Origin of the sequence: Paenibacillus oleatilyticus, from assembly GCF_018998565.1 — a bacterium.
Classification (GTDB): Bacteria; Bacillota; Bacilli; order Paenibacillales; family NBRC-103111; genus Paenibacillus_G; species Paenibacillus_G oleatilyticus.
In genome coordinates, this window is the sequence record NZ_JAHNZO010000024.1 from 1 (window position 1) to 14,393 (window position 14,393).

Genomic DNA, 14,393 nt, shown 5'->3' on the forward strand with positions numbered 1-14,393 from the left:
CCAGGATCAAACTCTCCATTAAAGAAAAGCTGATTAAAGCTCAAAAGTTACTACTGACGAGAATTTGCATTCTCTTTATGACACTCACTCGATGTTCAGTTTTCAAAGGGCAATTATATCGACATAAACCGCGCCGTTAGGCTACTCAGCTTTGTCGGTTGTTGTCACCTCGTTTAGCGGCGACTTTTATAATATATCACATTCGCCCAGTAGATTGCAAGCATTTTTTTTAGACTTTTTTTGGATCTGAGGTTAAACCCCTACGACCCACAATTTCAGCGCCGCCAAAGCGGCAAGTCCGGGCAAGCCCAGAACGCTTACGGTCCCAACCGTCACTGCGTTCAGAGGTAGCTCCAAATGCGTGTATGAACTGAACAGATTTAGAATATACAACAAAATCGAAGCAAATGCAATATGCAGGCAAATCATACCTAGCCATTGGAACGCATACCGATTGCGCAGCATGACCAATCCTAACAATAAACCGGACCCCACGAGCACGCTCCACAGCAAATACGATTTCACGAAGACACCTCCATCGACCGGGCGGCGCATGCTTCTCTAGCCGAGATATTCAGGTTTTTGGCTTGCTTCAGCAGCATCTCGAATCGCTTCTCCGCCGCTTCGAGAGCAAAGATGGCATAATCAATCTGTTCTTTTTCGACGACGTAATCAAAGCGTCTCTGCGCGACTTCCCATTCCATATGGGCTTTGCGAATTTCTTCTACCAGCAGCAAACGGTCCTGCTCAACGGCTTCGCGCTGCAGGCGGTCTTTCTTGCTTCCGAACTTCCATTTCCAAAGCTTCATTCCCGTTAACCTCCCGATTCAAGTATCCAGGTTTGTCCTGCTACTTAAATATTTATAGGGAGCTTAGTCGGGTTAGAACCAAAAAGAAGCCTTCTCAAAGCATCCACGCGGCGAACCGCGCAAATCATGCTTCGAGAGCTTACAGCAGCCCTGTGTGCGCAACGGCAAATGGGCAACTGCAAGCCGGCTTCTTCTGGTATCAAATCAATGTTTAATTATAGCTCTCTTCTGCCTTCCAGCGCCTTGGTCAAGGTAACCTCGTCGGCATACTCCAGATCTCCTCCGACAGGCAATCCGTGCGCAATCCGGGTTACCTTCAGGCCGAACGGACGAACGAGCCTGGATAAATACATCGCTGTCGCTTCGCCTTCGATATTCGGGTTCGTCGCCAGAATCAGCTCCTGCACCTGTTCGTCGCTCAGCCGCTTCAGAAGATCGGCAATCCGAATTTCGTCCGGACCGATGCCTTCCATCGGGGAAATCGCCCCGTGGAGAACATGATAGTAGCCGTTAAATTCTTTGGTCCGCTCCATAGCAACCAGGTCTTTGGGCTCCTGTACAACACAAATGACGGAAGCGTCCCGGCTTTTATCCTGACAAATACGGCAAGGATCGGTATCGGTGATATTGCAGCATACCGAGCAATAGTGCAGATTGCGTTTGACATTGACCAGAGCTTTGGCAAAGTCGATGACATCGTCTTCCTTCATGCGCAGCACATGAAAAGCAAGACGCCCCGCCGTTTTGGGTCCGATCCCCGGCAGACGGGAGAAGGAATCGATCAGTTTGGCTAGCGGTTCCGGATAAAACAAGCGATTGGCTCCTCACGCATTAAAGTTGAAAACCCCAGAGAAGGTTCTGGGGCTTGATCCGGCTTCGATTAGAACAATCCCGGGATATTCATACCGCCGGTTAATTTGGACATTTCTTTGCCGGCCATTTCTTCGGCTTTGGTCATCGCGTCGTTGATGGCGCTAAGCACCAGATCCTGCAGCATTTCCACGTCGTCCGGATCGACCGCTTCCGGCTTGATAACAACGGCCGTAACTTTCTTTTGTCCGTTTACCGTTACGCTGACGACGCCGCCACCGGAAGTTCCTTCTACGGTGCGGTTCGCGAGATCCTCCTGAGCTTTGAGCATTTGCTCCTGCATTTTTTTCACTTGCTTCATCATCTGATTCATGTTGTTCATGAAAGACACGCTCCTCGTCGCTTAATCTTCTTTAATTTTAACCAAATCTTCCCCAAACAATTGAATGGCCTCGCTGATCCATTCTTCCTTCGCGCCGCCGGATGCCCCTTCGTCCTCCGGAACGAGCTGGAGCTCCTCCTTCGGTCCGTCGCCCGGCTTCGCTTGGTCGGCGGCAGCCTTCCAATCCTTCAGCATCATGGTCACAAGACGATATGGTTGACCGTATACTTCAGCCAACGCCTGTTCGATCAGCTGCTTGTTGGCCGGCTTCTCGGTCGTCTCCCGATGCATCGCGCTCTTGAAAGCTACTAGCACGTTGCTGTCATGAACGGAGACGGGCTCCCCGTCCACGAGCCACGCATGAACGGTGATTTTCAGCTCTTTGACCCGACCAAGCACCTGGCTCCACTGCTGAACCACGTTGCGGAAAGCCGGATCATCCCTGCCCTGCAGGTAAGCGTCCAGCTTCTCGATCTTCTTGGTGACGGCAGGCGCAGGCGCCGGACGCGAGCTTGCACCGGATGCAGAACCTGAGGCTGCGGGAGCGACGCCCTGCTTCAGCAGTTGAGACAACTGCTCCTCCAACCGCTGAATGCGGTTCATCAGCTGCCCGACTACCCCGTCCTGGCGTTCCGGGGCCGGCGCCCCGCCTGCGTTCGATCCGCCTGCCGGAGCGGACGTTGCGCCCGCCTGACTGCAAAGCTTCATGAGCGCGACTTCCAGCAGCGTCTGCGGCTGAACGGAATATTTCATCTCCGTCTGATAATAGTTCAACGTATCGATCATAGCAATCAACGCATCGGCGGAAAACCGCTGCGCCACCTCGGCAAACCGTTTCACGTCGAGAATGCGCTCGGTGAGCGCCTGCGAGCCGGGAACCATTTTGACCATCAACAGGTCGCGGAAATAATAAATCAGGCTCTCCATGCACTTGTCGGCGCTTTTGCCTTCCTGCATGAACGTATCGATTAACCGCAAAGCGGCGCCTACGTCCCGATCCTGTATCGCCATCACCAGGCGCTCGAACTGATCCGAAGCCATCCCGCCCGTGATCGACAATACGTCGTCATACGTCACCCGCTCGCCTGAAAATGCAATGATCTGATCGAGTAAGCTGAGCGCATCGCGCATTCCGCCGTCGGATAGCCGCGCGATGAACGCCAGGGCGTCATCATCGCTTTCAATCCGTTCGTCGGCGCATACTTGACGCAGCCGCTCGACCTGCTCCTCAAGCGAGACGCGGCGAAAATCAAACCGCTGACAGCGCGAAATAATCGTCGCTGGCAGCTTGTGAGGCTCCGTCGTAGCCAAAATAAACATGACATGGGGCGGAGGCTCCTCCAGCGTCTTGAGCAGCGCGTTGAACGCCTCCGTCGTCAGCATATGCACCTCGTCGATGATATACACCTTCTGGCGCACTTCGGTCGGCGCATATTTGACTTTATCCCGGATGTCGCGGATTTCATCCACGCCGCGGTTGGAGGCGGCATCGATCTCGACGACGTCCATGACCGCGCCTTCGGTAATGCGCACGCACGCATCGCATTCGTTGCAAGGTTCGACGCCCGGCCCGTTCAAGCAGTTGACGGCTTTGGCCAATATTTTGGCCGTGGTCGTTTTCCCAGTTCCTCGGGGACCGCTGAACAAATAGGCGTGGCTGAACCGCCCTTCGCGAAGCGAGTTTTGTAAGGTTTGGACAATATGCTTTTGGCCGACCATATCGTGGAACGACTGCGGCCGCCACGTTCGATATAAGGCGATATGTGCCATCTTGCCCTCTCCAATGATTGTTTGTCGTCTATTATACTACACTTGGAGGGAGGATTGAAGCCGCGTCGCTTTTAAGGAAACGGAATGCTGACGGTAAACGTCGTGCCGTACCCTTTGGACGATACCCGGATATGCCCTCCGATATCGTGAATGATCCGCTGGCAGACCGACAGGCCCAATCCCGTTCCTTCCGCTTTGGTCGTAAAGAACGGATCGAAAATTTTATCGATTACATAGGCGGGAATGCCCGGGCCGGTGTCATGAATCTCGATATTGACCAAGCGTTCCTCCAAATCGACTTTCTCGCTTACCGTCAAAATACCCCCTTCTCCCATCGCTTCGATTCCATTTTTGCTGATATTGAGAAACACCTGCTTCAGCATCTCCCGGTCCGCGACCACATGCGGCAACCCGTAGAGCGACTCATATTGAACGACGACCCGGTGCAGGATCGCTTCGTTATTGATAATAGGCAAAATGTCCCGCAGCACTTCGGAGATATCCACTTCGTCGTAGGTAACGTTCTTCGGCTTGCCGAGCAGCAGAAATTCGTTGACCAGCTCATTGATCCGATTAATTTCTTTCAGCATCACCACGGTATACCCGTCTTCGCGCTCCATGCCCTGCTCCTGAAACGTTTTGCGCAGAACTTGCAAAAAGCCCTTGATCGACGTGAGCGGGTTGCGGATTTCATGGGCCGTGCCCGCAGCGATTTGGCCGATCATTGCCAGACGGTCGCTGCGCTGCACCTGTTCCTCCAGGGAACGCAGGTTGGTGACGTCCTTGAAAATAAGGTAAGCGCCGACGATCCGTTCGTCTTCATCCCGCAGCACACTGGAATCGACCAGCAGCTCGTATCGCTCCTGGTTATTGGTCCAAGACAAGGCATGATTGCGCACGACCATCCCGTCCAATATACTCCGCTGTACCAGCCAGTGCTCGGCAGGCAGATCGGCAAAAATGGAATCCAGCGATTGATGGAGTGCCTTTTCTCTTTCCAACCCCAGCACGCGGCAGGCCATGTCGCTGATATCGATCAGCTCAAATTCGGTATTGATCAGCATCACTCCCAGATTCACGTCCCTAAGGAATATGCCGGCAAAGCGTTGTAGCAAGGTCAGTTCGTGCCGCATCGTCTTCCTCCCCCCATTAATCAGCGGATAGCCGAGCGCAATGGGTGTATGATTATGGTTTACTTAGCCTGGTTAACTTTAGTATACAATTCTCCTAATTTTTTCATTTTCCTTCTGCCAAATACAAAAAAACACCAAGTTCGACAAGCTTTAACAGCTCATGATCTTGGTGTTATTGTTTTTTAATATTAGGAAACCGCGCACCTACCTTGATATTACGATCCAAGTGGAATTTTTATCGTCAGCTCAAGTTAGGCCACCCTCCGGCACATGAAACTTCCTGCTTATGGCTGCTTCCTTCCGGACCTGACCAGATTCACAGGCATCCATTGCGGAGGACCCGACTCTCAACACCAACTTTAAAACCCAAACCTTACATCGCAATACCGCGAATAGGCGTTCGACCCCGCTGCAGCGGATTGCGGGTTACAGGGCACCGCTACCTCCCCGTCTAGCACGGCATACATAAGTATAGTCGATCCGTGTCCAAATAGCAACCTCAAGGGGTTATTTAGCAGTAACGGTAACGTTAGCGTTATATCTCGGTGCGGCAGCGGCCAAAGCTTCGGCGGCTCCCTGACGGATTCGTTCGATCTCTTCCGGCGGAGTATGGGCGGGAGCGTTCAAACGAACGTAAGCGGTCGGTCCGTTCAAGCTGATGCTGGCAATGCCAATATTGGGAAATCGTTGGCTGATCGCATTCTGCATGACGCGCAGATCATCAGGATATGTTCGGAAGCTGGCGCTGAGCGGCATATTCGGGTTCGTCTCGGTAATCCCGAGCACGCCGTCCCGGGTATGCGTCGCGGAATTTTTGGTGTACTTCTGCTGACACGCCGGAAGCCCGGACAACGCCAAAGCTGCGCTCAACAGAACGGCAAGCGATCTTAACAAATGAAAACACCTCCTGCAGCTCTAAGATCGGATGATCTTAGGATAGCCACAGGAGGCGCGCTTATGCCGTTATGCTGCTGGCAACAAATTACATGCCGTATTTCTTTTTGAATTTATCGACGCGACCGCCGGCATCCACAAATTTTTGCTTCCCGGTAAAGAACGGGTGGCAAGCGGAGCAAATCTCTACACGAAGATTTTGCTTAATGGATCCCGTTTCAAACGTGTTACCGCATGCGCAAGTAACCGTTGTTTGATGATAAGTCGGATGAATCGCTGTTTTCATTGCCCTTTCACCTCTTTTGCCCTGAAACACCATGTGAATCAGAGTTATCATTTAAACACACATGAGCGATTATAACACGTCCGTTAGCCGCGCTGCAACTGTTTCTTGCGCCGTTCCGCCAACTCGTCCGGAATGTGCGTATACGACCCGAGCACGACATCCGGCAGCTCCTCCCGGAAAATGTCCAGCGTCTGCTTCATGCCGTACCGCTCGCCCCGGGCCGCGGGAATGAGGCTCAAATAGCTCTCCGGGTCGATATTCAGGTTGCGCAGCTGGATCAGCTTCAGATCGGTCCGTCGGGCAAATTCGATCATCGCTTCGATCTCTTCCTCCCGGTCGGTGACCCCAGGGAAAATAAGATAGTTGATCGACGTGACAACCCCTTTGTCGGCGGCGTAGCGCAGCGATTTCTCGACATTGCGCAGCGTATAGCCGCGCGGCTTGTAATAGGCGTTGTAATGATCGTCCAGCGCGCTGATCGTACTGACGCGCATCAGATCGAGCCCGGCGTCCACGATGCCGCGGATATGATCAGTCAAGCCGGCGTTCGTGTTGATGTTAATGTAGCCGAGATCCGTGCGGCTCCGCACTTCGCGGATCGCTTCGATGATCGTCTTGGCTTGGGTGGACGGCTCGCCTTCGCAGCCTTGCCCAAAGCTGATGATGCTCTCCGGCGTCTTCAGGTGCTCCAGCATGACCTGCACGACTTCTTCGGTCGTGGGCTTGAAGTTCATCCGGGTCTGCGGCGCCGGAAATCCGCTGTCCTCCGGCTGCTCGGAGATGCATCCGAAGCAGCCTGCATTACAGGAAAACGAGACCGGAACGGCCCCCTCCCAGCGGTTCAAAAACGTATTGGAAGCCGTCAGGCACTCGTATCCGAGGGCACAATTGGACAAATGCTGAAACAGCCGGTTGTCCTTGTACTCTCCAAGAATTCGCTTGACTCCCAGCTCCAATTCGTCGGGATCGCAGTTGCGCGGGTTCCAGCGCTCCGGATCGTCGCAAGCCTCGGCTGCGACGTAGAAGCCGCCGTCTTTCCAAACGACCGCCGTATAGCCGAACAAAGGCAGCATTTTGGATTTGTCGGCCTTCACGTAACCCGGCAGCAGCAGGCGGGTAAAGCTCTGCGGCAGCAAGGCTCCAACCGCGGTGAAGTCCCCCGGCACCACCTGCATTTCGCCCGTCCGCTTATGAACGCCGATCGGCCGCGTATCGGGCAGACTGACGAGGGTGGCTCCTTCGGGCAGCGGAATCAGCTCGTCTTCCATCATTTCCGTCACCAGTTCGCCGCTGCGGCCAAGGCCCGTGTATTCCGGATGGTCGAACAGGTTGCCGTCACGGTCCGCATAAACCAGATTCATAAGGTCCTCCTTCTACGAGACGGAGTGCTTGACCCGACGGGATGTGCCGCCGCTTCCGCCCGATTGCGGGCTGCCGCCGTTCGGATCGAGGGTGTCCAGAAACTCTTGGTTCGTTTTCGTCTCGGCGAATTTTTTGAGGAACGCATCGATATAATCGTGCGAATCGTTCATTCCTTTGCGGATCGCCCATACTTTGTCGAGCTCTTCCTTCGTCAGGAGCATTTCTTCGCGGCGCGTACCCGAGCGACGGATATCGATTGCCGGGAAAATGCGGCGCTCCGCCAGCTTGCGGTCCAGATGCAGCTCCAGGTTTCCGGTTCCTTTAAATTCTTCATAGATGACGTCATCCATCCGCGAGCCCGTTTCGATCAAGGCTGTCGCGAGAATCGTCAGGCTGCCGCCTTCTTCGATATTACGCGCGGCGCCGAAGAAACGTTTTGGCCGATGGAAGGCCCCGGGATCGATCCCCCCGGACAGCGTCCGGCCCGTCGGCGGTACGACGAGGTTGTAAGCCCGCGCCAGACGCGTAATGCTGTCCAGCAAAATAACGACGTCCTTCTTATGCTCCACAAGCCGCTGTGCGCGTTCCAGCACAAGCTCTGCGACCTTGATGTGATTCTCCGGCACTTCGTCGAAGGTGGAAGCGATCACTTCCCCGTTGACGGAGCGCTGCATGTCGGTAACCTCCTCCGGACGTTCGTCGATCAAGAGAACGAACAGCTTGACATCCGGGTGATTGGTCGAGATGCTGTTGGCGATTTCCTTGAGCAGCAGCGTTTTTCCCGCTTTCGGCGGGGCTACGATCAAGCCGCGTTGGCCAAAGCCTACAGGAGCCAGAAGATCCATCAAGCGGGTGGACAGTTTCGTCGGAGAGGTTTCCAGAACCAGTTTCCTTTGCGGATAAAGAGGAGTGAGCGCTGCGAAATGCAGCCGTTCCGAGGCCGTTTCCGGGTCTTCGCCGTTGACGGCTTCCACGTGCAGCAGCCCGAAGTAACGTTCGTTCTCCTTGGGAGGCCGGCACTTGCCGGATACGACGTCGCCGGACCGCAGGTCGAATCTGCGAATTTGCGAAGCGGAGATGTAGATGTCCTCCGCGCTCGGCAAATAATTGATCGGCCGCAGAAAGCCGAAGCCCTCCTGCAGGACGTCCAGCACACCCTCCATGAACATCAAGCCGCTCTGTTCGGCCTGGGCGCGTAGAATGGCAAAAATGAGTTCCTTCTTCTTCATTTGGCCGTAGTACGGGATTTGATGTTTTTTAGCCAGCTTGTAAAGCTCTGTAAGCTTAAGCGCTTCAAGCTGAGCGAGATGCATATCCATAAATTTTCAACCACCAAACTATTAATTTTTCAAACCAGCGCAAAATATACTCTAGCCTTACCCAATTTCGGAGCAATCTATACCGTTCCTAATCATTTTGCCGCCAAACTTCCGCTCCTAAATTCGATAGATTGGTTACCAGATGATCGTAGCCTCTGTCGATATATTCAACGCCGGTAATTTCCGTAACGCCGTCCTCAACCGTCAGTCCTGCGATTACCAGCGATGCGCCCGCGCGAAGATCGGTCGCTTTGACCTTGGCCGCGCTTAGCTGACTGCCTTCGATGACAGCGGAACGACCTTCCACTTTGATCTTGGCCCCCATACGCATCAGCTCCGGGACATGCTTGAACCGGTTGCTGTACACATAGTCGCTCAAAATGCTGACTCCGCGCGTCTGCGTCAGCAGACTACTCATCGGAGACTGCAAGTCGGTCGCAAATCCAGGGTATACGAGCGCTTTCACGTCCACGGCTTCGTATTCCGGCTGTCCGACTACACGGATCGATTCGTCCATTTCGTAAATATGTACGCCCATTTCCTGCAATTTGGCGGTTAGAGCTTCCATATGCTTCGGAATAACATTATCGACAATGACGTCGCCGCGCGTCGCCGCTGCAGCAATCATGTAAGTCCCTGCTTGAATGCGGTCCGGAATGATCGAATGACGGCAGCCGTGCAGCGCATCGACGCCCTCGATCCGGATCGTTTCGGTTCCTGCGCCTTTGATTTTGGCGCCCATGGAGTTCAAAAGTGTAGCTACATCTATAATTTCAGGCTCTTTTGCCGCATTTTCAATGGTCGTGACGCCTTTGGCCCGCGAGGCCGCCAGCATGATGTTAATCGTCGCCCCTACGCTGACGACGTCCAGATAAATTTTAGCTCCGCGCAATTCCTTCGCTTGGATGTGCAGGGCGCCGTTTTCGTTCGAAATTCGTGCCCCCAGTGCCTCAAAACCTTTGATATGCTGATCGATCGGCCGCGGTTCGAAATTGCAGCCGCCAGGCAAACCTATCGTCGCCTCGCCGAAACGCCCGAGCAAGGCTCCCATCAAATAGTAGGAAGCTCTAAGCTTCTTCACGTTCCCGTTCGGCATCGGCCGGGATAACAGCCGGCTCGGATCGATCATCATCTGATCCTTGCTCCATTCTACCGATGCGCCGAGTTCCTGAAGCAGCTCGGTATAAATCGCCACGTCGCTAAGCGCAGGCAAATTATCGAGCGTAACAGCCGTTTCCGATAAAATGGCGGCCGGAATAAGCGCAATCGCGCTATTCTTGGCCCCGCTGATTTGAACCGTTCCCCGCAGCGGGCGCCCACCGGCGATCATCAATTTCTCCATTCGTTGTTCTTCCTCCCACTTCACTGCTTTAACGCATTACCAGTCAGGTGCAAACTCGTCTAAGTTGGGTTCCGTGCCTACGTTTACATAAGAAGAGAGGGAAATACACCGAATCCCGGTGTATTTCCCGCTGTAGTCGATTAAGCTTGGTTGGCGCTTCCGAACAGCTGGATTTTGGATTTAACCACTTCAACCATGGCTTTGCGGGCAGGAGTGAGGTATTTGCGAGGATCGTACACTTTCGCGTCTTTGTTAAGAACTTCGCGGATCGTTTGCGTACAAGCCACTTGATTCTCGGTGTTCACGTTGATTTTGCCTACGCCGGCTTCGATGGACTTGCGGATCATTTCGTCCGGTACGCCGGAGCCGCCGTGCAATACGACCGGAACCGGAATCGCTTTGGATACCTTCTCGATAATATCGAAACGGATGTTCGGTTCGCCGGCATACATGCCGTGTGCCGTACCTACGGCAATGGCCAGGCAGTCGACGCCTGTCTCTTCGTAGAAACGGATCGCTTCTTCCGGCTTCGCCAGGTTGGCATCGGACTCATCTACGCTAATGTCGTCTTCCACGCCGCCGATCGTTCCAAGCTCGCCTTCGACGGATACGCCCATCGCACGTGCGGTTTTCACGACCTCTTTGGTCAGACGGATATTTTCTTCAAAGGAATAATGGGAGCCGTCGAACATGACGGAGCTGAAGCCTGCGCGGATACATTTCATCGCGACTTCGAAGCTGCTGCCGTGGTCAAGATGCAGAGCGATCGGAAGACCGGATTTCTTAGCGGCTGCTTCCGCGATTGCTACCGTAAATTCGATGCCCATATACTTCAGCGCGCCTTCGGATACGCCGAAAATAAACGGGGATTTCAATTCTTCCGCCGCTTCCGTAATAGCTTGGGCAAATTCCAAGTTATTCATATTGAACTGACCTACGGCGAACTTGTTCGCTTTTGCTTTAGGCAAAAATTCGTTCATCGAAACGAGTGGCATGGTGGTTCTCTCCTCCTATGTCGTTAATGACCGTGCCAGAGTGCTTGTCTGTACTCTTTTGTCATACTGGCCCATTATATCATAGATCGCGACAAACGTTAATAATCTATCGCACACCCTGCCCAAGACGATAAACTCCGGGAAACGTGCAAGAAAAAAGAGGACCCTCATCAGGATCCTACGGCGTAAGAGTTATTGTTAGGAGTTCGCAACTGCTGGTTGACGGCTTGACGCAGCTCGTCGATGTCGAACGGCTTCGTGAAATGCATAATCGCGCCGAGATCGGTCGCTTCCTTGATCATGTCCAGCTCGCCGTATGCCGTCATCATGATGACTTTGATCGACGCATCGATACTTTTAATGTGCTTGAGGATATCGAGACCGTCCATGCCCGGTATCTTCATATCGAGCAAAACCAGATCGGGCGATACGTTTCTTACAATCTCGAGTGCGAGTTTACCGTTGGAAGCCTGATAGGTTTCGTAGCCTTCGCTGCTGAAAACCTCCATCAACAGGATGCGGATGCCGTTTTGATCATCAACTATGAGCAGCTTCTTTTTCATCGAGGTATCCTCCTATTCCGTTTCCCTGAGGTTGAGAATTCCGTTCTGTTATGCCCGCAATAACAGTATTCGCTGCCGCCTCCGCGATTCCTGCCGTATCTCCAAAAAAAGTTGAAAACTTTTACAAATTAAGCAGACATGCACAAGACCGTTCGCTTCTTGGGATACAAAAAAACAGGAGACGCGTCCGGTTCATGCCGGATACGTCTCCTGCTTCGATAGCTGCGCACAGCGATTTATTTGGAATGATTGTAGGCCGCTTGTACGAAATGCTTGAACAACGGCTGCGGACGGTTCGGTCTCGAGGTGAATTCCGGGTGGAATTGCACGGCCAGGAACCACGGATGGTCCGGGCATTCGATAATCTCGACCAAACGGCCGTCCGGGCTTGTGCCGGAAATCTGCAAGCCGGCCGCTTCGATGCGGTCGCGGTACTCGTTGTTGAACTCGTACCGGTGGCGATGGCGCTCGTAAACGAGCTCGTCGTCGTAGCAGCGCATCGCGAGCGATCCTTCCTTGAGCTTGCAAGGATACAGGCCAAGGCGCATCGTTCCGCCGAGGTCTTCGATATCCTTCTGCTCCGGAAGCAAGTCGATGACCGGGTAAGGCGTCGTCGGATGAATCTCCGAGCTGTTCGCGCCTTCGAGTCCCACCACTGAACGGGCATATTCCACAACGGCCACCTGCATGCCGAGACAAATGCCGAAGAACGGGATTTTGTTCTCGCGTGCGTAACGGATCGCCGTCACCTTGCCTTCGATGCCGCGGTCGCCGAAGCCGCCCGGCACCAGAATGCCTTGAACGCCGGAGAGCAGCTCGTTTACGTTATGGTCGTTTACTTCCTCCGCATTGACCCAACGGATTTTAACTTCAGTATTGCAGTCGATTCCGGCGTGGCCGAGCGATTCGACAATGCTGAGATAAGCGTCGTGCAGAGCCACGTATTTGCCGACAATCGCAATTTCGGTTGTCGTCTTAAGCGACTTCACCCGGTTCACGAGGCTTTCCCACTCCGTCATGTCCGGCTCGTTCGTGGACAGCTTCAGGTGGTTGACGACGATATCGTCAAGCCCTTGCTCGCGCAGCATCAACGGCACTTCGTATAACGTCTCGGCGTCGATGCACTCGATTACGGCGCCCGGGTCGACATCGCAGAACTGCCCCAGCTTGCGCTTCATGTCCTCGGTCAGCGGATGCTCCGTCCGGCAGACGATCACATGCGGCTGGATGCCGATGCTGCGCAGCTCTTTGACGCTGTGTTGCGTCGGCTTCGTTTTCACTTCGCCGGCCGCTTTCAAATAAGGAATGAGCGTGACGTGAATATACATGACGTTCTCACGGCCGATGTCGCTCTTGATCTGACGAATCGCTTCAAGGAACGGCAAGCTCTCGATATCGCCCACCGTACCGCCGATCTCGGTAATGACGACGTCCGAATGCGCTTCGCGTCCGGCGCGGAATACCCGCTCCTTGATTTCGTTCGTAATGTGCGGGATGACCTGCACGGTCCCGCCCAAATATTCGCCGCGGCGCTCTTTGGCAATGACGGAGGAGTACACTTTTCCCGTCGTGACATTGCTGTTTTTCGACAGGTTGATGTCGATAAAGCGTTCGTAGTGTCCGAGGTCAAGATCCGTTTCCGCGCCGTCGTCGGTGACGAACACTTCCCCGTGCTGGTAAGGGCTCATCGTTCCCGGGTCCACGTTAATGTAAGGATCGAACTTCTGGATCGTGACTTTCAGTCCGCGGTTTTTAAGCAGTCTTCCGAGCGATGCGGCCGTGATGCCTTTGCCTAAGGAGGAAACGACGCCCCCGGTCACGAAAATGTACTTTGTCATCTGTAATACCTCCCAAAAGTTTTGCATCCCGATCCAGGATAAACGGCTCCAACGTCCTTATCTTAACAGGATAAGCACGTTTATCAAGGTTGATACGAAGCGATAAGTTACGAAGAGTTATAAAATTTTTCCAACAAAAAAAAAGAAAAAGCCCCCCGTAAATTACGGGGCACTTTTTATCAAAAATCATCAAGGTTCGTAACGTTCCATCTGAAGCCCAGAAAATAGTTTACTCTGAACGGTCCCGGCTGTCAAGGACAAGCCTGTTTTATTTCTTGTCGTCCTCATCGTCGTCCGCATTGTCGTCGTCATCGCCCAAATCTTCCAGATCCTCTTCGGACTCTTCCTCATCCAACGTCTCGTCCAGTTCCTCGTCTTCGAGCTCTTCGTCTTCGAAAAACTCGGTTTCTTCCTCGACTTCTTCTTCCGCGTCAAAATCGTCGTCGCGAGGCGCATCGAACGAATCGTATTCTTCTTCTTCGACGAATACGTCTTCTTCCTCGGCGTACAGATCCTCGTCGTCGAGATCGTCATCCTCATCGTTAATGATGCGCGGACGCTTGCCGCTGCCTACCGAATCCTCGGACTTCTCGACAGGATACCAGCGTTTCAATCCCCACAGATTGGTGCCGACGCACGCAAAGCGGCCGTCGATATTAATCTCCGTATATAATTGCGCAATGACCTGCATGACTTCGTCATCGGACAGACCTTTGATTTTGGCAATCTCCGCCATCAAATCCCGATAGTAATACGGCGTGTTGGCCGCTTTCAGAAGCTCAAAGGCGAGGTCGACCATAGGCATTTCCTTGGCTTGCTCTGCGCCGATTTTAAGCAGTAAGTTTTGAGCACTCATTTCGGGGCACATCCCTTCCAACGTCTTTAACTAC

Annotated in this window: 15 protein-coding genes and 1 other RNA gene; all 16 read right to left on the bottom strand. The window is 53.5% G+C overall.

Translation table 11 applies throughout. The features are described from left to right. Positions 1-252: 252 nt before the first annotated feature. Positions 253-525 carry a pro-sigmaK processing inhibitor BofA family protein gene (locus KQX66_RS25645; RefSeq protein WP_036688414.1) on the bottom strand — a complete coding sequence of 91 codons (273 nt, stop codon included), beginning with the start codon at positions 523-525 and terminating at the stop codon, positions 253-255. After that, the gene (locus KQX66_RS25650; RefSeq protein WP_216795639.1) at positions 522-809 is read right to left on the bottom strand and encodes a DUF2508 family protein; all 288 of its coding nucleotides are present in this window, start codon (positions 807-809) and stop codon (positions 522-524) included. The genes KQX66_RS25645 and KQX66_RS25650 overlap by 4 nt, the downstream gene beginning before the upstream one ends. A gap of 215 nt (positions 810-1,024) precedes the next feature. Next, positions 1,025-1,621 (bottom strand): recombination mediator RecR, encoded by a 597-nt coding sequence (recR, locus tag KQX66_RS25655; RefSeq protein ID WP_010500328.1) that lies wholly within the window; start codon positions 1,619-1,621, stop codon positions 1,025-1,027. Between the two features lie 68 nt (positions 1,622-1,689). After that, the gene (locus KQX66_RS25660; RefSeq protein WP_025851926.1) at positions 1,690-2,001 is read right to left on the bottom strand and encodes a YbaB/EbfC family nucleoid-associated protein; all 312 of its coding nucleotides are present in this window, start codon (positions 1,999-2,001) and stop codon (positions 1,690-1,692) included. A 21-nt stretch (positions 2,002-2,022) separates the two neighbouring features. After that, entirely contained in the window at positions 2,023-3,771 is a 1,749-nt protein-coding gene (gene dnaX / locus KQX66_RS25665; RefSeq protein ID WP_216795640.1) for a DNA polymerase III subunit gamma/tau, read from the bottom strand. Between the two features lie 71 nt (positions 3,772-3,842). Beyond that, positions 3,843-4,904 carry an ATP-binding protein gene (locus KQX66_RS25670; RefSeq protein ID WP_216795641.1) on the bottom strand — a complete coding sequence of 354 codons (1,062 nt, stop codon included), beginning with the start codon at positions 4,902-4,904 and terminating at the stop codon, positions 3,843-3,845. Between the two features lie 196 nt (positions 4,905-5,100). Then, an RNA gene (gene ffs / locus KQX66_RS25675) (signal recognition particle sRNA large type) lies at positions 5,101-5,364 on the bottom strand. A 47-nt stretch (positions 5,365-5,411) separates the two neighbouring features. Further along, positions 5,412-5,798: a hypothetical protein gene (locus KQX66_RS25680; RefSeq protein WP_216795642.1), complete on the bottom strand. Its 387-nt coding sequence runs from the start codon at positions 5,796-5,798 to the stop codon at positions 5,412-5,414. 88 nt (positions 5,799-5,886) lie between these two features. Next, positions 5,887-6,084, bottom strand: a complete 198-nt coding sequence (rpmE, locus tag KQX66_RS25685) for a 50S ribosomal protein L31 (RefSeq protein ID WP_010500323.1) — start codon at positions 6,082-6,084, stop codon at positions 5,887-5,889. Between the two features lie 83 nt (positions 6,085-6,167). Further along, positions 6,168-7,445 (bottom strand): radical SAM family protein, encoded by a 1,278-nt coding sequence (locus KQX66_RS25690; protein WP_216795643.1) that lies wholly within the window; start codon positions 7,443-7,445, stop codon positions 6,168-6,170. A gap of 12 nt (positions 7,446-7,457) precedes the next feature. Beyond that, a complete protein-coding gene (gene rho, locus KQX66_RS25695; RefSeq protein ID WP_216795644.1) occupies positions 7,458-8,765 on the bottom strand; it encodes a transcription termination factor Rho in 1,308 nt (435 codons plus the stop codon). A gap of 88 nt (positions 8,766-8,853) precedes the next feature. Continuing rightward, a complete protein-coding gene (gene murA / locus KQX66_RS25700) occupies positions 8,854-10,107 on the bottom strand; it encodes a UDP-N-acetylglucosamine 1-carboxyvinyltransferase (RefSeq protein WP_216795645.1) in 1,254 nt (417 codons plus the stop codon). A gap of 140 nt (positions 10,108-10,247) precedes the next feature. Next, positions 10,248-11,102, bottom strand: coding sequence for a class II fructose-1,6-bisphosphate aldolase (gene fba, locus KQX66_RS25705; protein WP_216795646.1), 855 nt, complete (start codon positions 11,100-11,102; stop codon positions 10,248-10,250). Positions 11,103-11,272: 170 nt separating this feature from the next. Beyond that, positions 11,273-11,665: a response regulator gene (locus tag KQX66_RS25710; RefSeq protein WP_010500317.1), complete on the bottom strand. Its 393-nt coding sequence runs from the start codon at positions 11,663-11,665 to the stop codon at positions 11,273-11,275. A gap of 236 nt (positions 11,666-11,901) precedes the next feature. Beyond that, positions 11,902-13,503, bottom strand: coding sequence for a CTP synthase (gene pyrG, locus KQX66_RS25715; protein WP_216795647.1), 1,602 nt, complete (start codon positions 13,501-13,503; stop codon positions 11,902-11,904). Positions 13,504-13,771: 268 nt separating this feature from the next. Continuing rightward, positions 13,772-14,359: a DNA-directed RNA polymerase subunit delta gene (gene rpoE, locus KQX66_RS25720; RefSeq protein WP_216795648.1), complete on the bottom strand. Its 588-nt coding sequence runs from the start codon at positions 14,357-14,359 to the stop codon at positions 13,772-13,774. Between the last annotated feature and the right edge of the window lie 34 nt (positions 14,360-14,393).

Bases quoted from the DNA above. Each gene is read 5' to 3' on its own strand.
- KQX66_RS25670 (WP_216795641.1), bottom strand. From the start codon at position 4,904: ATGCGGCACGAACTGACCTTGCTACAACGCTTTGCCGGCATATTCCTT.
- KQX66_RS25690 (WP_216795643.1), bottom strand. From the start codon at position 7,445: ATGAATCTGGTTTATGCGGACCGTGACGGCAACCTGTTCGACCATCCG.
- rho (WP_216795644.1), bottom strand. From the start codon at position 8,765: ATGGATATGCATCTCGCTCAGCTTGAAGCGCTTAAGCTTACAGAGCTT.
- KQX66_RS25710 (WP_010500317.1), bottom strand. From the start codon at position 11,665: ATGAAAAAGAAGCTGCTCATAGTTGATGATCAAAACGGCATCCGCATC.
- pyrG (WP_216795647.1), bottom strand. From the start codon at position 13,503: ATGACAAAGTACATTTTCGTGACCGGGGGCGTCGTTTCCTCCTTAGGC.
- rpmE (WP_010500323.1), bottom strand. From the start codon at position 6,084: ATGAAAACAGCGATTCATCCGACTTATCATCAAACAACGGTTACTTGC.
- fba (WP_216795646.1), bottom strand. From the start codon at position 11,102: ATGCCACTCGTTTCGATGAACGAATTTTTGCCTAAAGCAAAAGCGAAC.
- dnaX (WP_216795640.1), bottom strand. From the start codon at position 3,771: ATGGCACATATCGCCTTATATCGAACGTGGCGGCCGCAGTCGTTCCAC.
- KQX66_RS25650 (WP_216795639.1), bottom strand. From the start codon at position 809: ATGAAGCTTTGGAAATGGAAGTTCGGAAGCAAGAAAGACCGCCTGCAG.
- rpoE (WP_216795648.1), bottom strand. From the start codon at position 14,359: ATGAGTGCTCAAAACTTACTGCTTAAAATCGGCGCAGAGCAAGCCAAG.
- KQX66_RS25660 (WP_025851926.1), bottom strand. From the start codon at position 2,001: ATGAACAACATGAATCAGATGATGAAGCAAGTGAAAAAAATGCAGGAG.
- murA (WP_216795645.1), bottom strand. From the start codon at position 10,107: ATGGAGAAATTGATGATCGCCGGTGGGCGCCCGCTGCGGGGAACGGTT.